At 43.7% G+C, this 22,421-nt stretch carries 21 protein-coding genes and 1 pseudogene; 9 read left to right on the top strand and 13 right to left on the bottom strand.

The annotated features are described in order from the left end of the window. Positions 1 to 195 precede the first annotated feature (195 nt). From rlmH to F973_RS01440, 3 genes and pseudogenes are all read left to right on the top strand, one after another. Positions 196 to 675, top strand: a complete 480-nt coding sequence (gene rlmH, locus F973_RS01450) for a 23S rRNA (pseudouridine(1915)-N(3))-methyltransferase RlmH (RefSeq protein ID WP_004681298.1) — start codon at positions 196 to 198, stop codon at positions 673 to 675. A gap of 106 nt (positions 676 to 781) precedes the next feature. Beyond that, positions 782 to 1,555: a DODA-type extradiol aromatic ring-opening family dioxygenase gene (locus F973_RS01445; RefSeq protein ID WP_004759251.1), complete on the top strand. Its 774-nt coding sequence runs from the start codon at positions 782 to 784 to the stop codon at positions 1,553 to 1,555. A gap of 264 nt (positions 1,556 to 1,819) precedes the next feature. Continuing rightward, positions 1,820 to 2,488: pseudogene (locus F973_RS01440) on the top strand (DUF4377 domain-containing protein); the annotation flags it as partial. 80 nt (positions 2,489 to 2,568) lie between these two features. Here F973_RS01440 and gdhA read toward each other — a convergent pair. Continuing rightward, positions 2,569 to 3,936 (bottom strand): NADP-specific glutamate dehydrogenase, encoded by a 1,368-nt coding sequence (gdhA, locus tag F973_RS01435; RefSeq protein ID WP_409724882.1) that lies wholly within the window; start codon positions 3,934 to 3,936, stop codon positions 2,569 to 2,571. Between the two features lie 384 nt (positions 3,937 to 4,320). Between gdhA and F973_RS01430 the strand changes: the two genes are divergently transcribed. Then, complete coding sequence (locus tag F973_RS01430; RefSeq protein ID WP_004759245.1) at positions 4,321 to 5,118, top strand: RnfABCDGE type electron transport complex subunit B; 798 nt, start codon at positions 4,321 to 4,323, stop codon at positions 5,116 to 5,118. Beyond that, positions 5,119 to 5,805, top strand: a complete 687-nt coding sequence (gene nth, locus F973_RS01425) for an endonuclease III (protein ID WP_004759244.1) — start codon at positions 5,119 to 5,121, stop codon at positions 5,803 to 5,805. It abuts the gene before it with no gap. On the opposite strand, the gene F973_RS01420 is transcribed toward nth, so the two are convergent. The 4 genes from F973_RS01420 to F973_RS01405 form a co-directional block, all read right to left on the bottom strand. Next, positions 5,802 to 5,984, bottom strand: coding sequence for a hypothetical protein (locus F973_RS01420; RefSeq protein WP_004759242.1), 183 nt, complete (start codon positions 5,982 to 5,984; stop codon positions 5,802 to 5,804). The genes nth and F973_RS01420 overlap by 4 nt on opposite strands. A gap of 60 nt (positions 5,985 to 6,044) precedes the next feature. Then, on the bottom strand, positions 6,045 to 6,698 hold the full coding sequence (gene adk, locus F973_RS01415; RefSeq protein ID WP_004675860.1) for an adenylate kinase: 654 nt from the start codon (positions 6,696 to 6,698) through the stop codon (positions 6,045 to 6,047). 83 nt (positions 6,699 to 6,781) lie between these two features. Beyond that, the gene (locus F973_RS01410; RefSeq protein WP_004759240.1) at positions 6,782 to 8,095 is read right to left on the bottom strand and encodes a DUF445 domain-containing protein; all 1,314 of its coding nucleotides are present in this window, start codon (positions 8,093 to 8,095) and stop codon (positions 6,782 to 6,784) included. Between the two features lie 58 nt (positions 8,096 to 8,153). Beyond that, positions 8,154 to 8,672 carry a hypothetical protein gene (locus F973_RS01405; RefSeq protein WP_004675864.1) on the bottom strand — a complete coding sequence of 173 codons (519 nt, stop codon included), beginning with the start codon at positions 8,670 to 8,672 and terminating at the stop codon, positions 8,154 to 8,156. Between the two features lie 229 nt (positions 8,673 to 8,901). Between F973_RS01405 and mrdA the strand changes: the two genes are divergently transcribed. Then, positions 8,902 to 10,926: a penicillin-binding protein 2 gene (gene mrdA / locus F973_RS01400; protein WP_004759238.1), complete on the top strand. Its 2,025-nt coding sequence runs from the start codon at positions 8,902 to 8,904 to the stop codon at positions 10,924 to 10,926. Beyond that, positions 10,926 to 11,474, top strand: coding sequence for a 16S rRNA (guanine(966)-N(2))-methyltransferase RsmD (gene rsmD / locus F973_RS01395; protein ID WP_004759236.1), 549 nt, complete (start codon positions 10,926 to 10,928; stop codon positions 11,472 to 11,474). The genes mrdA and rsmD overlap by 1 nt, the downstream gene beginning before the upstream one ends. Here rsmD and F973_RS01390 read toward each other — a convergent pair. Further along, positions 11,471 to 11,878 carry a hypothetical protein gene (locus F973_RS01390; RefSeq protein WP_004759234.1) on the bottom strand — a complete coding sequence of 136 codons (408 nt, stop codon included), beginning with the start codon at positions 11,876 to 11,878 and terminating at the stop codon, positions 11,471 to 11,473. The two genes, rsmD and F973_RS01390, sit on opposite strands and share 4 nt — an antisense overlap. 338 nt (positions 11,879 to 12,216) lie before the next feature. On the opposite strand from F973_RS01390, the gene F973_RS01385 reads away from it, so the two are divergent. Both F973_RS01385 and F973_RS01380 read left to right on the top strand, forming a co-directional pair. Next, positions 12,217 to 12,564, top strand: coding sequence for a hypothetical protein (locus F973_RS01385; protein WP_004681322.1), 348 nt, complete (start codon positions 12,217 to 12,219; stop codon positions 12,562 to 12,564). 41 nt (positions 12,565 to 12,605) lie between these two features. Continuing rightward, entirely contained in the window at positions 12,606 to 13,241 is a 636-nt protein-coding gene (locus tag F973_RS01380; protein WP_004759231.1) for a DUF2238 domain-containing protein, read from the top strand. A gap of 32 nt (positions 13,242 to 13,273) precedes the next feature. Here the strand turns inward: F973_RS01380 and sohB are convergent, their stop codons facing one another. The 7 genes from sohB to F973_RS01345 all read right to left on the bottom strand — a co-directional run bounded on the left by sohB (position 13,274) and on the right by F973_RS01345 (position 22,421). Beyond that, positions 13,274 to 14,236 carry a protease SohB gene (sohB, locus tag F973_RS01375; RefSeq protein ID WP_004759229.1) on the bottom strand — a complete coding sequence of 321 codons (963 nt, stop codon included), beginning with the start codon at positions 14,234 to 14,236 and terminating at the stop codon, positions 13,274 to 13,276. A 148-nt stretch (positions 14,237 to 14,384) separates the two neighbouring features. After that, on the bottom strand, positions 14,385 to 15,299 hold the full coding sequence (gene pstB, locus F973_RS01370; protein WP_004759226.1) for a phosphate ABC transporter ATP-binding protein PstB: 915 nt from the start codon (positions 15,297 to 15,299) through the stop codon (positions 14,385 to 14,387). Positions 15,300 to 15,313: 14 nt separating this feature from the next. Beyond that, complete coding sequence (gene pstA / locus F973_RS01365) at positions 15,314 to 16,708, bottom strand: phosphate ABC transporter permease PstA (RefSeq protein ID WP_004759225.1); 1,395 nt, start codon at positions 16,706 to 16,708, stop codon at positions 15,314 to 15,316. Next, positions 16,705 to 18,084 carry a phosphate ABC transporter permease subunit PstC gene (gene pstC, locus F973_RS01360; protein WP_004759224.1) on the bottom strand — a complete coding sequence of 460 codons (1,380 nt, stop codon included), beginning with the start codon at positions 18,082 to 18,084 and terminating at the stop codon, positions 16,705 to 16,707. The genes pstA and pstC overlap by 4 nt, the downstream gene beginning before the upstream one ends. A 99-nt stretch (positions 18,085 to 18,183) precedes the next feature. Beyond that, positions 18,184 to 19,215, bottom strand: a complete 1,032-nt coding sequence (locus tag F973_RS01355) for a substrate-binding domain-containing protein (protein ID WP_004759221.1) — start codon at positions 19,213 to 19,215, stop codon at positions 18,184 to 18,186. Positions 19,216 to 19,514: 299 nt separating this feature from the next. Beyond that, positions 19,515 to 21,047, bottom strand: coding sequence for a pyridoxal phosphate-dependent decarboxylase family protein (locus F973_RS01350; RefSeq protein ID WP_004759220.1), 1,533 nt, complete (start codon positions 21,045 to 21,047; stop codon positions 19,515 to 19,517). Between the two features lie 3 nt (positions 21,048 to 21,050). Then, positions 21,051 to 22,421, bottom strand: coding sequence for a diaminobutyrate--2-oxoglutarate transaminase (locus F973_RS01345; RefSeq protein WP_004759219.1), 1,371 nt, complete (start codon positions 22,419 to 22,421; stop codon positions 21,051 to 21,053).

The raw sequence follows: 22,421 nt of genomic DNA, 5'->3' as shown, positions 1-22,421 counted from the left end.
GAACTCATTTTAGTGCCATCTGAACTCCAGACAGATGGCACTTTGATCGCAGCTCATACGCATGTTGAGCTGCGTTTTTTATGGAGAGAATAATCCGCTATTTTGTATCTTTTATGACAAGATAAACCGTTTGCACCATCCCATGACAACCAGCAGCATTTATAATGTGCTGAATCTATCGATTTAAACAATCCTATGAAAATTCGTATTCTCACCATTGGTCAAAAAATGCCTGCCTGGGTACTCACTGGCTTTGAAGATTACTTCAAACGTATCCAGCCCTTTGTACAGACTCAGGTGATTGAGCTGCCTATGGCGAAACGTGGGAAAAATGACTCTGAGGCAGATATCCTAAAATACTGTCAAATTGAGGGTGAAAGTATTTTGAATGCCCTCAAGCCAAATGAGACATTGATCGCTTTAGAAGTAGGCGGGCGCGAACTCAGCACTGAAAAGCTGGCAGATACCATGAAGCAATGGATGCTAGAGGGCAACGACATCGCACTTGCCATTGGTGGCCCAGATGGCCATTCCGAAGCGGTACGTCAGGCAGCGGCCTGGCACTGGTCATTGTCCAAGCTCACCATGCCCCATCCCATGGTGCGTATCTTGCTTATTGAACAACTGTATCGTGCGATGAGCATTAACCATAACCATCCTTATCATCGGGCATAGCGCTATACTTGTTCTGATTTTAGAACAATATGTTGAAGTTTAGCTACTGTCATTCCTTTAAAGAATTTGTCACGATAATCAGGTCTCTCCAATCAGGTGCGCTGTTATGAACTTGCAAACTTTACCAGGGTTATTTATCTCTCATGGTTCGCCAATGCTCGCACTTGATCCTGAGCAGGTTGGTCCTGCCCTATATCGCCTAAGCAGCAATCTGCCAAAGCCCAAGGCCATTGTGGTGATGTCAGCGCATTGGGAAAGTCAGGCGCTGGAAGTCAGCACCTCCACTCGACCACAAACCTGGCACGACTTTCGCGGCTTCCCACCTGAACTCTATCAGATTCATTACCCTGCGGCAGGCGCGCCAAAGTTGGCCGAGGAAATACTGAGTTTATTTGCAGAAGCAGATATTGCGGCCCACGCAAACAGCACCCGTCCACGCGATCACGGCGTATGGATGCCGTTGTTACATATGTATCCAGAGGCAGATATTCCTGTGATTGAAATTTCCCTGCCAATTCACATGAATGCGGATGAAATTTACAAAATCGGGCAAACGCTTGCACCATTACGTGATCAACAAATCCTGTTGATTGGTTCAGGCAGTATCACCCACAATCTGGCTGAGCTATCATGGCACAACCCTACAGATGTGCCGAGCTGGGCCAGTACATTCAGAAATGCAGTGGTGAGCAAATTGACCCACCAGAACTATGATGCGGTGCTGGATTGGCCATCATTACCCTATGTCCAGCGCAACCATCCCACACTTGAACATTTTGCCCCACTGTTTTTTGCGATGGGGACAGGTCATCGTTTTACGATCGTACATAGCAGTTTTTCAATGGGTTCACTGGGCATGGATATTTATCGGTTTGATTAAAATTTCATATCGTAAAAAGGGACGGTCATCATCGTCCCATCCATAAGGCCATAATTGCTGGAATATTACAAATAAATACATTTAGCAAACTGAATACCTAAACGTACTACATGCTCTTTTTTAAGAATACTTTAAGCTTAACACTGTTATTTATTTACTGTCATTTTGAACATGAAAATCAAATATTTAGTTCTTGCCTTACTTCCACTTTCCCTAATAGCCTGCCAATCAGCACAAAATATAACTGACAGCGTAATTACACAAATAAATACAACAGCCGTAAAAAACCTCACAGAATATACTTGGTCATATCAGCCTGCTGACACCAAAAAACCGATCGTTCTTAGCTTTAGTAAAGACCGCTTATCTGTAGATTCAGGCTGTAACCGTCAAGGGACCACATGGAAAGTTGAAAATGATTTAATCATTACAGGTGATATGTTTTCTACTGAAATGGCATGCGAACCTGCATTGATGAAGCAGGAACAATTTGCCGCTGATCTTCTGCAAAAGCGTGAAATCTCGTTTGATGTAAATACCAGCAATCCTGATCAACCAAGTCTAGTCATTAGCGACACCAAAGGCCAGAAATACACGTTCATTGGCACAATGACACCTGAAGCGAAATACCAGTCTGAGGGTAAAACGGTTTTTCTGGAAATTTCACCTGAAACCAAATCTTGTGTCGGGGTCACGCCAATGACCTGCATGCAGGTTCGTGAAATTAAATATGATGACAAAGGCATCAAAACCTACGCGCACAAAGACTGGTCATTGTACTATGGTCAAATCGAGGGCTTTAAACACAATCCAGAGCAGCGTGTTATTGTACGTGTGAAGCGTTTTGAAATTAAAAACCCAGCCGCGGACCAGTCCAGTCAGGCAGATGTATTAGATATGGTGGTTGAGCAAGAGTTGGTGAAAAAACCATAAACCCATACCATAAATAAAAAATCCGATACTTTTAACATCGGATTTTTTATGAAAAGTCTTTCTTTATTAAAGAGGAATTTTTAATAAATGCCCTGACCTAGAATTGCGTCAGCCACTTTTACAAATCCAGCAATATTGGCACCATCCACATAATTGATGCTTCCATCTTCCTGCGTACCATATTTCACACAGTTGCGATGGATTTCTTTCATGATCGCATGCAGGCGCTCATCCACTTCCTCAAATGACCAACCCAAACGATTGGCGTTCTGCGACATTTCCAGACCTGACGTTGCCACACCACCCGCGTTAGAGGCTTTACCTGGCGCATAGAGGATTTTTGCCTCAACAAACTTCTCCACCGCATCTAGTGTCGATGGCATATTCGCACCTTCAGCCACACAGATGACCCCATTGGCCAAAAGAATTTCAGCATCTTCACCATTCAACTCATTTTGTGTCGCACATGGCAAGGCAATATCAGCACGAATGTGCCAAGGTGTTTTACCCTCAAAATATTCAAAATCATGTTTAGAGGCAAACTCTGAAATACGACCACGTTTTACGTTTTTCAGTTCCATCACTTCATCCAGAAGCGCCTTGCTAAAACCGTTCTTCAAATAGACCGTACCATTTGAATCAGACAGGGTCACCACTTTTGCACCCAGGAACATGGCCTTTTCTGCCGCATATTGCGCCACATTGCCTGAACCAGAGATGGAAACCGTTTTACCCGCGAAACTGTCGCCACGAGTTTTCAGCATTTCTTCGGCAAAGTAAACCGTACCGTAACCCGTTGCCTCTGGACGCGCCAACGAACCACCAAACGAGATCCCCTTGCCTGTAAATACACAAGAGGTGTCATTGCTGAGCTTTTTCATCATGCCCGTCATATAACCAACCTCACGACCACCCACACCAATATCTCCTGCTGGAATATCAGTGTTTGATCCTAAATGACGGTACAACTCAAGCATCAAGGCCTGACAAAAACGCATAATCTCGGCATCAGACTTTCCTTTGGGGTCAAAATCAGAGCCACCCTTGCCCCCACCCATTGGCAGTGTGGTCAGTGCATTTTTAAAGGTTTGCTCAAAACCCAAAAACTTCAGGATAGACAGGTTCACTGAAGGGTGAAAACGCATTCCCCCTTTAAATGGCCCAATTGCCGAATTGTACTGCACACGAAACGCGCGGTTCACATGGGTTTCACCCTGATCATCCATCCATGAAACACGGAACTGAATCACCCGTTCAGGTTCAACCAAACGCTCTAATAGACCATATTGAGCGTACTTGGGGTTCTTCTCAATGAAAGGCCATAAACTCATCATTACCTCTTCCACAGCTTGCAGAAACTCTGGTTGATGTGGATCACGAGCTTTAACATAATCCAGGAAGTCGCTTAGGCTACTGTATTTCAATGTTTGACCCTCAAGTCGAATGATTCATAAAAGTGCAAAAAAAACGCACCAAAATAGTTTAACGCACCTATTTAATACTTATTTTTTTTAATTCACAATATTTTTTTCAATCATATTATTTTTAATTTTTATAAATCAAATATTTAAAAAGAAAAAATAACGAACATTCCTATAAAAAATACCATGTATCATTTTAGTGCATTATTTAATATATTAAAGAATTTCAATTAATTAAACAAAACAAGAAAGATATGATTTATTTTAGGATTACTTGGTTAAAGTGCAATATTCGCACCATTTTTTGTCAAAATCCAACACTTTAAGCCAACTGTTGTTTCCAGATGTTCACCGCCAACACCATCTATTTTTTGTTATACTATTCCGTCCCATTTTGTTTCCCCTGTTGTTATGTCCCTGCCCCCACCACATTCCCTGATTGTCCAGATAGACCAGCTTTTACCACAGACACAGTGTGGTTTATGTGGGCATCGTGATGGATGTTTACCCTACGCACAGTCCATTGCCGAGGGTGAAGATGCGAACAAATGTGTTCCAGGCGGACAGCCTGTTGCGGATGCGCTTGCCGCACTGTTACAGCGCCCACAATTGACTGCCGAACCCAGTGTCTGGGAAATACAGGCAGATGGTCGCCCACAGCAAATGAAAGCGGTGATCCGTGAAGATGAATGTATTGGATGCACCAAATGTATCAGCGCATGTCCTGTAGATGCCATCATCGGCAGTGGCAAACTCATGCATACGGTGCTGGCAGATCTGTGTACAGGCTGTGAACTATGCATCCCACCTTGTCCAGTTGACTGTATTGACCTGGTTGCCGACATCAAGCCACTGCCAACCCGAGAACAGCGCGTTAAGGAACAGGATGAATTAAGGCATCGTTACTATGCCCATATCCAGCGTGAAGAAAAACGCCGCCTGAATCGTAAAGGTCCGATTGTACGGGCTGAAATCGATACCGATTTGTTTGCCCAGTTCTCCCAGGCACTCAATAATGTGCCTGTGATTACACTGGCAGACAAGCCCAAAGAAAGCGCCCCAATTGATGCAAAAACCACGATTGAACTGGCTAAAATCCGCACCCAGATCAAGAAACTGGAGAAACAGTTAAGCGTACGGGCTGATGAACAGAAACAGGTGCAACTGCTTAGCCTACAGCAACGTTTAAATGAATTGCAGGAAGTCTAAATGCCCGTTAAAAATATGACCAAAAAGCAAATTCAGGTTTTCTTTGAACGCTTACGTGAACAGCGCCCTGATCCCCGTACAGAGCTGAACTATTCATCGCCATTTGAACTGCTGATTGCGGTGATGCTTTCGGCACAGGCAACCGATGTCAGCGTCAATAAGGCAACCGATAAACTCTATCCTGTGGCAAATACAGCCCAGGCCATCCTTGATCTTGGTGTCGAGGGACTCAAGGCATATATCAAGACCATTGGGCTCTATAATGCCAAGGCTGAAAATGTCATTAAAACCTGCCAGATTTTGCTTGATCAATACCAGGGACAAGTACCCGAAACACGTCAACAGCTTGAAGCGCTGCCAGGCGTAGGCCGTAAAACAGCAAATGTGGTGCTGAATACTGCATTTGGGCAGCCGACTATGGCGGTGGACACCCATATTTTTCGAGTGGGAAATCGTACAGGTTTAGCTGTTGGAAAGAATGTGTTAGAGGTTGAGCATCGTCTGGTTAAGGTGATCCCCAAAGAATTTATTTTGGATGCCCATCACTGGCTAATTCTACATGGCCGTTATTGCTGTATCGCGCGTAAGCCGAAATGTTTTGAATGTGTGGTTGCAGATGTCTGCAACTGGCCTGACCGCTTTGAGTTTGGTGCAAGCAAATCCATTGCAACAAAAGACCTCAGTTAATCCTGAGGTCTTTTATCCTGCCGCAATTTTGGATGTAGCTGACGCGATTTTCCATTCTGCCGATTTTCCAGTGCCTGCTGTTTTTGCACATGGCGCAGCATTTTTTGGCTCTGGTACGCCAGAAACAAGAGTAAAGCCAAACTTAAGATCACAACCAAAATAAGAACCACTTTTAGCACAAGCTTTCTCCCAAATAAAAAGAGCCCTATTCAGAGCCCTTTCATCATTCGCAATTCAGGTTATTTATCCAGAATCGCAAACAGGTCTTTTTGTACATCATCGATGGCACGCAGACCATTCAACTTATTATAAGTCGGTGCATTCTCACCAGAAGCGGCACGCCTCTGATAGAAATCAACCAGTTGCTCAGTTTCGCTATGGTAAGACGCAAGACGCTTACGAATGGTCTCTTCCTGATCATCTGGACGCTGTACCAGCTCCTCACCTGTTTCGTCATCCTTACCTTCCACTTTTGGCGGATTGTAAACCAGGTGGTAAATACGACCAGACGCTGGGTGCTGACGACGACCAGAAAGACGCTGAACGATTTCTTCGTCAGGCACATCAATTTCGATCACATGGTCAATGCTGATACCCGCAGTTTCCAGAGCCTCAGCCTGTGGAATCGTACGTGGGAAACCGTCAAAAATACAACCATTTTCACAGTCAGGCTGGGCAATACGCTCCTTAACCAAACCAATAATCAATTCGTCTGAAACCAAACCACCTGACTCCATGACGCTTTTCGCCTTTAAGCCTAGTTCAGTACCTTCACGAATTGCAGCGCGGAGCATATCACCGGTTGAAATTTGTGGGATATTGTAGCGCTTACAGATCAACTGAGCTTGAGTACCTTTACCTGCCCCAGGTGGTCCGAGTAAAATAATGCGCATAAAAGAACATCCTCATTTAAAAACAATAAATCTTAAATTGAGCAATATGATACAGATTTATTGCTCAACCAACATCAAATTAATTATAAGAAAGCAACAAATAAGTGGATTAAACCAGCAATGAAACCAGTTACACCACCCAATAAAATTAGGATCCACTCATCTTCTTGGAACGCAGGTCGCAATAAATTCTGGAATTCTTTCGGCGTTAGTTCACGGATGCGGTCTCTAAACATTTGAAAGATCTTCTGCGCACGACTTGCATTCAGAGCTGGGTCACATACTGGACCCATAGTAATTTCAATTGAGCGATCAATCAAGTCAGTCTTGAGTCTAGCATATTCCCTAGGGCCAAGTGAAAGCTGCAATGATGTACGCACCAGTGGCGTTTCCATAATTTCATTGATATGACGCTTGACAATACGGCGGGTCTTGTCCTTTTTACTACCATACATCATTTCAGTCATGATGGATTTTAGGGTAATCAGGTCTTCGGTCACCACACTGGCAAACACATCAGAAACCTCTTCCTGACGCTTCATGAATGCACCCTGAACATTATAGGTGCCAATCTTCAACACAGGCACAATCCACGGGAACTTACGGTCTTTGGTGAAACGGAAAATCTGTGGATAGCGGATATAATGGGGTTCGATTGGGTTGAACACCATCCAGATCGCAATCCAGTTGGTCAGAAAACCCCAGATGGCGGCCCAGAACGGAACAGTCCAGTGCCAAGGCACCACAAACCAGACAATCATCTGGAACACACCAAAGAACATCCCAATCAGCGCACTGATATGCCAAATAAAGTTAATTTCCTTTTGGCCCACTTTCAGGAACATCCGCACCATCAAACGGCGGTCACCCTCCATCTGGCTCACCACCATTTCACGCATGTCAACCAGTGACTCAACATTCATGGTCAGCTCAGTCACCAGTTCCTTTAGGGTATTTGGCAACTGTTTATGCGCCTGTGCATAAATACGGCGCTTAATTGAATAAGGCAGGTTTTCCCACAGCACCGCATTACGGTCAAGCATAACCTCATCAATCAGGTGTTCAAGTTCAAAACCAACCTGCTCACCAATGATGTTTGCCATGTCCTCAGGGTCCATCGCTTCCAGAAACTCTCGCAATGAACCTAATTTTGATAGGGTATTGTCAGTAATAATGCCTGAAATACGTCCTGCCTTACGTGGCACAATCCCTTGCCAACCTACAGGTAATGGTCCTAAATGGAATCCCCAGAAATTAATTGGGTAAAACACCATTTTCAAAGCCATCCACACGTGTGCCCATGTTACAAAGGCAGTCACTGGAATGATACTTAAGACTGCCAGATGGTCAGGTCGATTTAAGAAAATCTGCCACAATTCATTGACGTAATCAAACATGCATGACTCTCAAAGTTATTGATACATTATGGCCTATAGATGAACAGCTTGCACTCTCCTACAAACCAAAACTTAAGGTGTATGAAAACTGAAGCACAGGTTCTGCTTTTTTAACAGTCTTCCCATCTGCCCCTTTCAATGGTTCACGTACGCCCGCACCCACACTGAATGTGCTAATCCGTTCATTATTCAACCACACAAAGGCCATATCAGCCCCTACACCCAAATTCGCCTTTACTTTTCCACCATAATTTTTACTGTCCAGATGACCTGCATACAGCCCAACGTAATATCCGTTTTTATCTGTGCCTGTCAGGTAATATGGATAACGGAAGCCAACCTGACCGCCCGCCTCATTATCATCGTTTAAAAACGCACCCGCTTTCGCATAAGCAATCCCGTATGGATTTACCCATTCAAGGTTGGCGTGTAATAATTTTTTGGTTACACCAGCCCCAATATTCCAGGTTGAAACTTTTGCATCCTTTAGTTTAGGTTCAGGCTTAAATGGATTTTCCCCAGCGTGAACCAAACCCGTAGATGTTAAAACCGCCAGCAAAAGGTAAATTTTTTTCATTATTTTCTCCACTTTCCCTAAGAGTGTGTCCTATTTCAAACAGTTTGTGACTTTAACAGAATTATTTTGCTCCTAATATACAAGACCATACAATTTTAATGTCTGCAAAGTCAAAAATTGTCGCACCACGTTTGCATGAAGTACTGAAAATTCTACAGTATGATCATTCAACTTACGTTAAAATAGCCAATCGCTCCATTCTTTTATTTCGTAATTAAGTCGACACCGTATGAAACAGCACTTTCCTTTAAAAAACATGCAACAAGAAAAGCGCATTTACAAGGGTCGAATCTTTTTTGCAATCTTTATTGTCGTGATCTGTCTGCTCATCCTGATCTGCCGCTATGCCTATTTGCAGATTGTGCACTATGACGACTTCACCACCGCCTCCGACAAGAACCGAATCCGCCTGCAACCACTAGCCCCTGCCCGTGGTTATATTTATGACCGCAATGGCGTGCTTTTGGCCGACAACTATCCCGTGTTTACCGCCACGCTCAGCCGTGCGGATGTCAGCGATATAGATGACACAATCAACCGCCTGATTCCTGTACTGGGCCTAACGGAAGAAGACGTTGAACGCTTTAAGAGTCGGGTGAAAACGGCACGGAAAACTGAGCGGATTGCCATCAAGCTAAACCTGAATGAAGCGGATATTGCCAAATTCAGTGAAGTGAAATATGCCTTTCCTGGGGTAAAGATTGAAACGCAAATGACCCGCTATTACCCGCATGGAGAGCTTTTCGCGCATGTGCTGGGTTATGTGGGCCGTATTAATGATAAAGAACTAAAATCTATTGACAAGGATTTATACGCAGGCACCAACCTAATTGGTAAAATTGGAGTGGAAAAAAGCTACGAAGAATTATTGCATGGTACCCCAGGCTACGAATCGGTAGAGGCCGATGCACATGGCAATATCCTGCGTAACCTGGGACGAAAGGCGCCGATTCGCGGCAATGACCTGTATTTGTCGATTGACTATGGCCTCCAGATGGTCGCGGCACAACAATTGGCGGACCGCCGTGGGGCAATTGTGGCCATGGACCCACGTACTGGTGAAATTCTGGCACTGGTTTCCAGTCCCAGCTTCAATCCCAATTTATTCGTAACGGGCATTAGTTCGAAAGACTATAGTGGTTTACGCGATAATTTAGACCAGCCACTTTATAACCGTGCGGTTCAGGGTGTCTATCCTCCTGGTTCAACCATTAAACCAATGTTTGGACTAGGTGGGATTCATTATGGTTTGGTTGACTGGGGAACTGCGATTTCCGACCCAGGCTATTTCAACTTACCTGGTGACAGTCACCGCTTCCGTGACCATAAAAAAACGGGACATGGTGCGGTCAACCTGCATAAGGCCGAAGTGGTCTCCTGTGACACCTATTTCTATATCCTGTCCTACCGCATGGGTATCGAAAAAATGAATGACTGGATGCGCCAGTTTGGTTTCGGGGAAAAGACAGGTGTTGACCTGCCAAGTGAAAGCAGTGGCTTATATCCAAGCCCTGAGTGGAAAATGCGTACCCGCAAATCCAAGTGGTTAAAAGGTGAAACCATTTCGGTCAGTATTGGTCAGGGTGCATTTACCGCAACACCATTACAACTGGCAATGGCAACGGCAATTACAGCGAACAAAGGGTCACACGTCACCCCTCACGTGTTGCGGGACAATAAGGGTGCAAAAAAATTCACGGTGCACAATGCCCCTGATGGTAAAATTCAGTTCAATGGGACAGAACAGGACTGGCTGAATATGCATGCAGCCATGATTGATGTGATTCAAACAGGAACAGGTCGAGGCATTAAAGGTGGCCTACAGTATTCAATTGCTGGAAAAACAGGTACAGCCCAGGTCAAGAGTATCGCACAGGGCAAACGCTACAATGAAGCGGCCTTATCCTCAAGACAATGGGACCACGGTTTATTTGTCGGCTTTGCACCAGCAGACAACCCTGAGATTGCGATTGCCGTGGTATGGGAAAATGGTAAGCATGGTGGTTCCGCAGCGCAACTGGCGCGCCCAGTTTTCGATTACTGGTTAGTGACACGCAACAAGAATCCGCTGCGCCCTGCAAACCATCAGGTCAGTGGCGGCTTAATGACAGCAGGCATCAAGCCAGGCGAATTGCCAAGCGGCAATACCACTGCACCAACAACGGCGCAAGCCTCACTGCCAACACCACCTCCAGTAAGACCTGCCCCAGCAGTTACCCCACCACCACAGCCAGTTGATGGAATTACTGAATAATGAAGAACCAGTTACGCATTATCGGGGGAGAATGGAAACGGCGCTCCCTACCCTTTGCCAGTATTGAGGGTTTAAGGCCAACGCCTGACCGTGTCCGTGAAACCCTGTTCAACTGGCTGATGTGGGATATCCAGAATGCACAGGTGCTGGACCTATGCAGTGGTTCGGGCGCCCTCGGTTTTGAAGCGCTCTCGCGTGGCGCAGCAAAAGTGGTGATGATTGAACCCAACCCAACTCAGGCACGTTTTTTAAAGGATAATATCCAGTTATTAAAAGCGGAAAATTGTCAGTTGATGATCTCAACCGCGCAGCAGGCATTAAACAAATTAAACGGCGGCTTTGATGTCGTGTTTCTTGATCCACCCTACAGCCTTGATTTATGGCAAGAGCTTGCCGAGTTGGCTGAACCCTTGATTAGAACGAACGCCTATATTTATGTTGAGGCAGACCGTGACTTGTCACAGCTAAAACTTCCAGCCAGTTGGCAAAAAATCAAGGAAACCAAAGCGGGTCTGGTACGCGCAGGTTTATATCAAAAGGTGGTCTAAAATATTCGCAACCAAAAAAAGCGGACCAGTTGCCCCCGATCAAATGGAAAACTGGACAAATATTCATAGCCAATTCGGTTGGTTGGATTCAGTTGGTAGATGATGCCATATCCCAATGAAACTGAAAAATCATCCAGAGATAAGTTACTGGTGTCACCTGTCAGCATTTTATGGTTAAACTGGTTGGTTTGATAGGCGGTATAATTGTAAATACGCCAGCGCTCACCCTGAAAAAACAGGTTATGCAAAATTGAATAATCTGTTTTCTCTTGTTGAGGATAGGCTGAGTCAAAAATTTCTTCAGCATCATCATTCACCGCTGTAAAAAAATTATAGTCCCCTGCATGACAGACACAAGAGAAAAATAAAATAAAACAGGATAAAAGTGCTGATTGACTACGCATAGCATGTTGAATTAATTCGATGAAGAATGAGCATAACCTGTCCCAGAAAGTTTAAGCAAATGGAACACACTCATTCACATCCCTTTTTTCCGCCTTGCGTATCTTCACATTCTGCTCCTCAAACTGATTGTTATATAAATTTTTCATTTTTGTTTTCTCAATTATATTACATGATTAAAATCAAATATATAGAAAAAAATATGCGCTTGATCTCAAAAACTGGATTTTATGTCGCACGATTTAAGTCATTTAATTGCTTATGTTAGACATAATTAATTTATTTCCAGAATAAATTCTATATACAATAACAATCTTTAAAAATTTTTATTCTAAATATCATGAAGATCTTATTCGTGCTGATTGTGATTGCCCAATTAACAGGATGTGTATTTGGACAATCAAGTGAAGTTAAACGTGCTGAAAAAATTTTGCAGCGTTTCCAGTGTAAAAACGTGGAGACCAGTCAGCTTGCGACTTCTTCCATTACCAATTTTTATCAACAGACACTTGCCGCAAACAAGGACAAAGCCAGCACATATATTGAACAGTATAAAAATGGCGAGGATCTGTTTGACATTCCACTCGATGAAGTTGTACAACAAAAGTACCAGCTCTATCTTCAGGCTTGTCAGGCGCTTGGCGGTGTTGCAGCATCACCTTTAATACCAGATTCAACTGAACAATGATAAATTACCCTGCCTGATGATTTTTTCTTCTCGGATGTGGCATGATTGAAAAACAACTTGGCTTAAAACATTATATTGCGCTTGGGATCATCGCCCTTGCCGTAGGGATTGCCAGCATACAGCCGCTTGAGCTTGAGTCCTATCTCCTGCACCAGGTGGGCACTGTGTTTATGCTGGTTGTGCTGATCATCAGCATGAAAAAAATAGGCATGCATTTTTCCAGTTTTTGTTTGTACCTGCTTTTTCTTTTCATCCATATTGTTGCGGCACATTATTTGTACTCCTATGTGCCTTACAATGAATGGTTAAAGTCCCTATTTCATTTTGACCTGAATCAGGTGATGGGCTGGTCTCGGAACATGTATGATCGACTGGTGCATTTTGCTTATGGATTATTGCTTTACCCATTTTTTCTCCGTTGTTTTCAGGTCTGGTTTCCTACCGCAAAACCATTGACCTTGTTCCTGCTGGTGATCCAGTTTGTGATGGCTTCCAGTATGCTCTATGAGTTGCTCGAATGGGGACTATCCATTGGCTTGTCGCCTGAAGATGCGGAAAACTATAATGGACAGCAGGGAGATATGTGGGATGCACACAAGGATATGTTTCTGGCCACAATCGGATCAATCCTTACAGGGCTGCTCTATTTAGGCAGAAGCAAAAGAAAAGCACCTTAAACAGGTGCTTTTCTTTGATCAGGACAAATTGATTAAAACTTAGGATCACGCATCTGAACCAAGGTGCTGTTTGCCTTGGCGAGGCTATCAGCGATTTTACCCATCACCGTTGGAATCAGGGTCTCAGCCATTTGTGCCGCCTGCAAACCCAGTTTTTCACCAAATGTAGGGCGTTTGCGGGTATTGATCACATAGACATCATGTTGTGACAAAAGACTGAGTAAATATTCATCCGAGGTCTGTAATTTATCCACCAGATTTAATTCACGTGCATCTTCACCATACCAGTGCTCACCTGTTGCAACCTTTTCAACGTTGAGTTGTGGGCGGTATTTTTCAATAAAGTGCTTAAACAGCACGTGTGTCTGCTGTAATTCCTCTTCAAACTTGGCCTTACCCTCAGCAGTATTTTCACCAAACATGGTTACGGTGCGTTTATATTGACCAGCGGTGTACAGTTCAAAGTCCACATTATGCTGTTTCAATAAACGGTTAAAGTTCGGCACCTGTGCAACCACACCAATTGAACCCACCACGGCAAACGGTGCTGAAACAATTTCATTGGCAATACATGCCATCATGTAGCCGCCACTGGCAGCAACCTTATCAACACAAATCGTCACATGAAAACCCGCATCACGTAAACGAACCAATTGAGCCGCAGCCAAACCATAGCCATGCACCATTCCACCTGCGCTTTCCAGACGTACAATCACACGGTCATGTCCAGCTTTGGCGGTTGCCAAAATTAGGGTAATCTCTTCACGCAGGGTATCGACCGCAGAGGCCTGAATATCACCCTTGAAATCTAAAACGAAGATTTTCTGGTCATTTTTCTTACGAACCTTGGCTTCTTTAGCAAGCTGCTGAACCAGTTGTAATAATTCCAAACGGGATGCTGTTGTTTGCGCAATTTTTTTTCTTTGTTCATTCACACGCGCATTTAAATGACTAATACGAATTTCAGCAGGAAATTTAGGTAAATGGAATAACATAAAATATGTGCTCTTTGAGTTCGTCTTTATGCCTCTAAGATGTGGTCTGTTCAATAAAAATTCAATAGCGTTTTTGCAAAATAGATTCATTTTCATCTGTATCATAAAAAAAAGAGCCCGTAGGCCCTTTGATATATACGGGATGGTATCAACCAAAACGCCCTGTAATATAGGCTTCAGTCAATTGATGGTCAGGCTGGGTAAACACTTTCTCAGTCGAGTTGACTTCAATCAGGTCACCCAGATGGAAATAAGCGGTACGATCAGACACACGCGCTGCCTGTTGCATGGAGTGGGTCACGATTGCAATGGTATATTGCTCTGATAATTCAGAAATCAATTCTTCGATTTTAGCGGTTGCAATCGGGTCCAATGCTGAACAAGGCTCATCCATCAGGATCACTTCTGGGCTGACCGCAATGGTACGCGCAATACATAAACGCTGTTGCTGGCCGCCAGACAAACCTGTTCCTGGCTGGCTTAAACGGTCTTTCACCTCATCCCACAGACCCGCTTTACGCAGACTATTTTCAACAATTTCTTCCAGATCATATTTGTCACGTGCCAAGCCATGCAATTTCGGGCCATAGGAAACATTGTCAAAAATTGATTTTGGAAATGGGTTTGGCTTCTGGAACACCATCCCTACCTGTGCGCGCAGCAATACCACGTCAAGGTTAGGATCATAGATGTCCTGATTATCCAGTGTCACCTTACCTGTCACACGACAGCCATCAATCGTATCATTCATACGGTTTAAGGTACGCAGGAATGTTGATTTACCACAACCCGATGGACCAATGAACGCAATCACTTCATTCTGGTAAATATCCAGGTCAATACCCTTGATTGCTTCAGTTTCACCATAATAAACATGAACATCCTTGGTACTGATTTTCACTTCACTGGTTTTTGGCTTTTTATTTGAAGAAGCCGTTTCAAACTGAGAGACAAATGCAGTATTTGATTGCTGAACTTGCGCTTCAGATGACGTAAATTCTGTTTGTTGTGGATTCACTGATTTATCCTTTTCTACGGCGTTCATAATATCAATCGTATTCATTGTACTCTCCTCAATTACCAACGCACTTCAAATTTCTTACGGAGCCAGATTGCAAGGCCGTTTAAACCAATCATGAGGGCAAGCAACACAATAATCGCTGCCGCGGTACGCCCCTCAAAGAAATTGCGCAATTCATTACCCTGCCATAAATACACCTGTACTGGCAATGCGGTTGCCTGTTCCAATGGTGTGGTCGGAATGCTGGCAACGAAAGCACTCATACCAATCAACAATAATGGTGCAGTCTCACCCAACGCATGTGCAATCCCAATGATTGCACCAGTCATAATCCCTGGCAATGCAAGTGGCAATACATGATGAAAAACGGTTTGAACTTTTGATGCACCAAGACCCAGAGCAGCCTGACGAATCGATGGTGGCACCGCTTTTAATGAGGCGCGCGTGGTAATAATCACGGTAGGCAAGGTCATAAGACTCAGTACCAAACCACCCACCAGTGGCGCAGATAAAGGCAACTGCATCCAGCCAATAAAGATTACCGCACCCAGCAGACCGAACACAATCGATGGAACTGCTGCCAGGTTGTTGATGTTCACTTCAATGATGTCGGTCATCATGTTCTTTGGCGCGAACTCTTCAAGATAGATTGCACTCGCCACTCCAATTGGAATCGAGATGATGATGACAATCAGCATCATGAACAATGAACCCATGAATGCCCCAGCCAAACCACTGGTCGCAGGTGAACTGCGTGAATCTGGGCTAAAGAACAGATTGGTATTGAACGTATTGGCAATAATCCCCTCTGCCTTTAACTTATCTGCAAGCTGGCGCACTTCTGGCTCAAGCTGTTGCTGGTCATCAGGCAGGTTACGGTCAATATTTCCAGCGAGCCAGACATCCACATTGGCATCAGCCAGAAACTTAATCTCCTGCTTGCTTCCAATCAGGGCTGGATTTGCTAACACCATGTCACGTAAACGGTACGCTTCAGAACTGGTGTACAAGCCACTTAAATAATCACGCTGATCTTCAAGCGATTTATCTTTTGAAACGATGCCATTCACGATCAGGGCATCCCAGTCCACCATACCCATTTCAGTTTGCCAGGCCACCATACGCTCTTCAAACTGCGCGGGGGTTTCACCTGCCGTCTGCTTTGGTTTTGCACCAACATTAATAATCGCTGGGTCAAAATAAACTGGAACAGTTATGCTGCTTTGCCAGAAAGATGGCAGACCTTTTGCCAGAATACTACCAAACAGCAAGGCAACAAATGCAAGGCCAATCACCACTGCCGAGAAGCCAGCAAAACGGAACGCCTTTTCTTTGCGGTGGCGCTTTGCCAAAGAACTTTGGATTTTTCTTTTGCGCTGTTCACGTTGTTCAGCAGCCACTTGTGGATCAAATACGTTCTGATCCAGAGGAGATGTATTTGATGAACTCATTCGTATTGCTCACGATATTTGCGCACGATGTACAGTGCAATAATGTTTAAACCCAAAGTGATCACAAACAAGGTTAAACCAAGGGCAAATGCCACCAATGCCTGTGGACTGGCAAAATCAGTATCACTGGTTAACTGTTTCACAATGGTCACAGTCACGGTTGAAACCGCTTCAAATGGATTGGCATGCAGCAACGGACTGTTCCCTGCGGCCAGCACCACGATCATGGTTTCACCAACAGCACGAGAAACAGCAAGTAAAAATGCGCCTGTAATACCAGGAAGTGCAGCAGGTAAAACAACTTGTCTAATCGTTTCAGATTTTGTAGCACCCAAACCTAAAGAACCATCACGGAGTGAACGTGGAACTTGAGTAATGATGTCATCTGATAATGATGATACGAATGGGATAATCATAATTCCCATAACAAAGCCAGCAGTCAAAGCACTTGTCGCATTGATATTAATACCAACACTTTCACCTACCATTTTGAAGAATGGTCCGATGACCATAAGTGCAAATACACCGTAAACAATAGTAGGAATACCTGCTAATACTTCAATAATTGGTTTTGCCCAAGCACGTAGCTTTGGAGATGCATATTCTGCCAAGTAAATTGCAATCATTAAGCCAATCGGAACCGCAACAAGTAATGCGATACCACTGACCATTAATGTCCCCCAAAGTAATGGCAAAATACCATAACTGCCTTCAGCATTTCCTGTTGTGCTGAAACCTGGGTTCCATTCTGTACCGAAGAAGAAATCAGTAGGACTGACAAATTTAAAGAAATGTAATGCTTCTGTGAGCATCGAAAGAACGATACCAATAGTTGTTAAAATCGCAACACCAGAACATAGAATCAAGGCAACGTTAATTGTTTTTTCAACCTGATTTCGTGCACGATATTGTTCACTAACTTTACGCTTTGCCCAAACTAAACCTGCTAACGCCACACTGATAACTACAGCTAACTTAGCAAAAGTCCCTATCGTTTGAAATTTTGCTAATTGTTGTGCAGCAGCAACTTCATAAGCCGCAGCTTGATCCGTGACCCCAAAACCCGATGCAATTGCCTGCACACGGTCAATCAACACATCACGCCCTGCCGCATCCATCGTTGCGCTAACAGAGGCTGGAATATTATTAAAGATAATATGCTGCAGCACACTTGGCTCAACCAAGTTCCAAATGATCAAAATTAAAAAAGCAGGAACACCACACCACAAAGCCACCAACGCCCCATAATATACTGGACGAGAATGGAGTGTTGCAGAGTTACTTCCCTTACCTGCCAGATTACGGCTTTTGCTCAGCCCAATTTGATATGCGATTGCCACAAGGGCCAATAACACACCGATAAGTAGCAGATTCATGTAATCTCCACTGTTTTCTCAATTTTCATGATTTGAAAAAACCTAGCTAGATAAAAAGGCTGATGATCCCAAGTCTCACCAGCCTCCCTTTTAACAATATTACTTCACTGATTTACCAGCTTTAAAATCAGCCAGAATTTTTGTACGCTCTTTGTCGCTTAAAGGAATCAGGCCAGCTTTTTCCAGTTTAGAACCTTTACCAGAAATTTTCTTGTTAAGGAAAAACTCTGAATACTGAGCTAAACCTTTGATTGATTTTAAGTGCTCGCCTTTCACGTAGAAGAACAATGGACGAGAAACAAGGTAGCTACCATCCAGCACGGTTTTCTCTGATGGTGTTACACCATTTACAGTGGCTACACGCAACTTGTCACGGTTTGAGTCATAAAAGCCCAGACCAAACACACCAACAGCATTTGGAGAGGTTTTTAGGCGAGCCAATGTTTCAGTATAATCACCCGCAACCTCAATCACACGACCATCTTTACGGAAGCTTGAACATGCTTTCTTCTGTTGGTCTTTATCAAGCTTCTTGAAATAATCAAATGATTCACAACCAAGATCAATCATTTTTTCCTGGAACACTTCACGTGTACCGTGGTTAGATGCAGGAATCACCAAAGTGATTGCCTCTTTCGGTAATGATGGGTCAATCTGGTTCCATGTTGTATATGGGTTTGGAACCAATTTACCATTTGATGGAAGTTGTGCCGCAATTGCAGTAAATACGTGTACAGGCTTTAATTTATACGCCGCTTTTTTTACGTTTGACGCGAAAACAATCCCGTCATAGCCAACCTTGATTTCCTGCACCTGGTTTACGCCAGCTTTCTTACACGCATCAAGTTCAGTATCCTTGATTTTACGTGAAGCATTGGCGATGTCGATGGTGTTGTCACCCACACCTTGACAGAATTGTTTCAAGCCACCGCCTGTACCGCCTGAACCGACAACAGGTGCCTTGAATTGTGGGAAAGTATTACCAAACTCTTCTGCAACGATACTTGCATAAGGCAACACAGTGGATGAGCCAGCAATTTGAATCGTATCACGAGCTGCATTTGCAGTCGTTACTACGGTTGCCCCAGATACAGCTAATGCAATTGCGATGTGACGTGGATTTAAGCGCATTCGATTTACTCTCATTGATGCAATTTGATTTACAACGCTATGAATCAAGTGTTGTACTTTGGTTAATTGCATTTTGAGCAGATAATATGACAATTAGGTGACAACTTTATGACGCTTTTATGATGTTAATAACTGTAAGATAGACAAGAGCATTATTGACTATTTTTTTAACCCATTATCTACAGTTTTATAATCACCTTGTTTCTAATGATTTATAGCAAAATGATTAAAAACAACTCATTACAGATCGAATATAAAAAAGACCGCCTAAGCGATCTTCTTTTCTACATAACACCCGATTAATCAATCGGCGGCGTATAGGTACCATCTGCAATCGAATCCTTAATACGATCGGCTTCTGCAAGCACAAGTGCAAGCAAATTCTGAACGTTTTCAAGCGTTGCAACTGGACTTAAAGTGGTCATCTTCAAAGACTGAACATTGCCCACTCTTGTTACACCGATATTCGCTTCGCCACGTGCAAACAATTCATCTGCAACGTTTTGGTTCAAGCTATCAACAAAATCAGTTGGATAACTTTCTGGCACCACACGGAACAACACAGAAGCAAATTGCGGTTCAACCAGTAGTTCAAGACCTGCTGTTGCCTTAATATAGTCAGCAACTTCACGTGTCAGTTTCACACCGTGATCGATCATTGAACCATAAAGCTCTTCGCCTAATGCTTCAACCGTCATCCATAATTTCAATGCATCAAAACGACGTGTCGTTTGTAATGACTTAGATACAAGGTTAGGTACACCATGTTCTTCGTCATAAGCAGAGTTTAAATATTCTGCTTCATAATGCATAAAGCGATAGTTAGCTTCATCTTTTAATAAGAAAGCGCCACAACTAATGCTTTGGAAATAATGCTTGTGGAAATCAAGCGTGATTGAATCTGATAATTCAATTCCATCTAACATTGTACGATGGTCATTGGACAGAATCAGTGCACCACCCCAAGCTGCATCAATATGCATCCATGAACCATATTTCGTGGTAATTTCACGGATTTTCTTGAGTGGATCAATTGCGCCTGCATCGGTCGTACCCGCAGTTGCAACCACACACGCCACAATCTTACCTTCAGCTTGAAGGTGAGCCATGGTTTTTTCAAGTGCATCCACATCCATCTGCGCGTTCTCGTTCACAGGAACGGTCACGACTGATTGGAAGCCCATGCCCATCATCGCCATGTTCTTTTGCACAGAGAAGTGTGCATTTTCAGAACAAATAACTTTGACGTTGCGCATCGCATCGCCTGGCACGCCATCACGCTGTACAGACCACGGATTACCGTTTTCGTCTTTCCAGTTTTTCGCAATACATGCATCACGTGCAAGCAGTACACCCATCAAGTTTGACTGTGTACCACCAGAAGTGAACACGCCTGCCTGACCTGCACCATAACCCACTTTTTGACGTAACCAATCAATAAGCTGAACTTCCATCAATGAACCCGCAGGGCTTTGATCCCATGAATCCATAGATTGGTTCGTTGCATTGATTAACACTTCCGCAATTTGGCTCATCACCATGGTTGGGCAATGCAAATGTGCAAGTGAGTGCGGATGATGTACTTTTAAACTTTTGTTGAGGAAAAGCTCAATCATACGTTGTAATGATTGTTGTACACCTAAACCTTCTTTTGATGGATGAAAAGAAATTGCTGCTCGCAAATCTTTAATGCTTCCACCTGTGTACATTTTATCATTTTGCAACCATGCTGAAACGGCTTTAACCGCTTCACCCATTGCTGACTGATAGTCAGCAATGGATTGTGCATCATTGCAGAGTAACGCTTTACGATGTTCTGCAAAATCAACCATGGATTAGCCTCGTACTGCTTTTAAAGCTTCTGCAATCGCTTTTTTGAAGCGTGCAACTACTTCAACACATTCGTCTTGATTGATGATAAGTGGGCAAAGTAAACGAATTACAGTACCGTTACGACCACCTTTCTCGAGTAAAAGTTTATTGTTGAAACAAGCTGTTTGAATTGCTGCAGCTAATTGTGCATCAGCAGGAAGTGAACCCATATGGTCAGCTGGTTTACGTTCATCAACAATTTCAACGCCGATCATCAAACCACGACCACGGACATTACCGATACATGGGAATTCTTGAGCTAATTTTTTGAATTCAGCTTGTAAGAAATCACCACGCTCTTGCGCATTTTGAGCTAGGTTTTGTTCAGAAATAGTTTTTAGAACCATTAAACCTGTACCCATTGCCAACTGATTGCCACGGAAAGTACCCGTGTGACCTGCTGGCTGCCAAGCATCAAACTTACGCTTAATGCCAAGCACTGCTAATGGTAAACCACCACCTACAGCTTTAGACATCACCACAACATCAGGCTCGATACCTGCATGTTCAAAGGCAAACATTTTACCTGAACGTGCAAAACCAGCTTGAACTTCGTCCAAAATTAAAACGATGTTGTGCTTTTCAGTCACTTCACGAATTTTTTGTAACCACTTAACAGGTGCAGTTACCACCCCGCCTTCACCCTGAATTGCTTCAAGAATCACAGCAGCAGGTTTCGTTACACCACTTTCAACGTCTTCGATGAAATTTTCAAAGAAGTAAGTCAAAGCATCAACACCCGCTTCACCACCTAAACCAAGTGGGCAACGATATTCATGTGGATAAGGCATAAACTGAACGCCAGGCATAAGACCATTCACGGCATTTTTAGCACTCAAGTTACCTGTCATCGACAGTGAACCATGAGTCATACCGTGGTATCCACCTGAAAAACTGATCACTGAGCTACGACCTGTATAGGTTTTTGCCAGTTTAATCGCCGCTTCTGTAGCATCTGCACCAGATGGTCCACAGAACTGTAGGCAATATTCTTCTTTACCGCCTGGCAAATAAGCCAAAAGCGCTTCAGTAAACGCATCTTTTAAAGGAGTCGTTAAGTCTAAAGTATGCAAAGGCAAGCCACTTGCCAATGTGTCCTGAATACTTTGAATCACCGCAGGATGATTATGACCTAAAGCCAATGTTCCTGCCCCAGCTAAACAGTCGAGGTATTGAGTACCCTCAACATCTGTAACCCAGCAGCCCTGTGCTTTCGCTATCGCTAACGGTAATTTACGTGGATAACTACGAACATTTGATTCCATCTGACTTTGGCGAGTCAGATAATATTCGTTGGTTGCATTAGCGGCAGGGTTTACGGAAGTAACGCTCAT

Origin of the sequence: Acinetobacter sp. CIP 102129, from assembly GCF_000368305.1 — a bacterium.
Classification (GTDB): Bacteria; Pseudomonadota; Gammaproteobacteria; order Pseudomonadales; family Moraxellaceae; genus Acinetobacter; species Acinetobacter parvus.
The sequence above is the reverse complement of the archived record's forward strand: the minus strand, read 5'-3'. Positions and strand labels throughout refer to the sequence as shown.

Excerpts from the sequence above, each read along its gene's own strand:
- rlmH (WP_004681298.1), top strand. The coding sequence starts at position 196 with ATGAAAATTCGTATTCTCACCATTGGTCAAAAAATGCCTGCCTGGGTA.
- F973_RS01445 (WP_004759251.1), top strand. The coding sequence starts at position 782 with ATGAACTTGCAAACTTTACCAGGGTTATTTATCTCTCATGGTTCGCCA.
- F973_RS01430 (WP_004759245.1), top strand. The coding sequence starts at position 4,321 with ATGTCCCTGCCCCCACCACATTCCCTGATTGTCCAGATAGACCAGCTT.
- nth (WP_004759244.1), top strand. The coding sequence starts at position 5,119 with ATGCCCGTTAAAAATATGACCAAAAAGCAAATTCAGGTTTTCTTTGAA.
- adk (WP_004675860.1), bottom strand. The coding sequence starts at position 6,698 with ATGCGCATTATTTTACTCGGACCACCTGGGGCAGGTAAAGGTACTCAA.
- F973_RS01410 (WP_004759240.1), bottom strand. The coding sequence starts at position 8,095 with ATGTTTGATTACGTCAATGAATTGTGGCAGATTTTCTTAAATCGACCT.
- F973_RS01405 (WP_004675864.1), bottom strand. The coding sequence starts at position 8,672 with ATGAAAAAAATTTACCTTTTGCTGGCGGTTTTAACATCTACGGGTTTG.
- mrdA (WP_004759238.1), top strand. The coding sequence starts at position 8,902 with ATGAAACAGCACTTTCCTTTAAAAAACATGCAACAAGAAAAGCGCATT.
- rsmD (WP_004759236.1), top strand. The coding sequence starts at position 10,926 with ATGAAGAACCAGTTACGCATTATCGGGGGAGAATGGAAACGGCGCTCC.
- F973_RS01390 (WP_004759234.1), bottom strand. The coding sequence starts at position 11,878 with ATGCGTAGTCAATCAGCACTTTTATCCTGTTTTATTTTATTTTTCTCT.
- F973_RS01385 (WP_004681322.1), top strand. The coding sequence starts at position 12,217 with ATGAAGATCTTATTCGTGCTGATTGTGATTGCCCAATTAACAGGATGT.
- F973_RS01380 (WP_004759231.1), top strand. The coding sequence starts at position 12,606 with ATGATTGAAAAACAACTTGGCTTAAAACATTATATTGCGCTTGGGATC.
- sohB (WP_004759229.1), bottom strand. The coding sequence starts at position 14,236 with ATGTTATTCCATTTACCTAAATTTCCTGCTGAAATTCGTATTAGTCAT.
- pstB (WP_004759226.1), bottom strand. The coding sequence starts at position 15,299 with ATGAATACGATTGATATTATGAACGCCGTAGAAAAGGATAAATCAGTG.
- pstA (WP_004759225.1), bottom strand. The coding sequence starts at position 16,708 with ATGAGTTCATCAAATACATCTCCTCTGGATCAGAACGTATTTGATCCA.
- pstC (WP_004759224.1), bottom strand. The coding sequence starts at position 18,084 with ATGAATCTGCTACTTATCGGTGTGTTATTGGCCCTTGTGGCAATCGCA.
- F973_RS01355 (WP_004759221.1), bottom strand. The coding sequence starts at position 19,215 with ATGCGCTTAAATCCACGTCACATCGCAATTGCATTAGCTGTATCTGGG.
- F973_RS01350 (WP_004759220.1), bottom strand. The coding sequence starts at position 21,047 with ATGGTTGATTTTGCAGAACATCGTAAAGCGTTACTCTGCAATGATGCA.
- F973_RS01345 (WP_004759219.1), bottom strand. The coding sequence starts at position 22,421 with ATGAGCGTTACTTCCGTAAACCCTGCCGCTAATGCAACCAACGAATAT.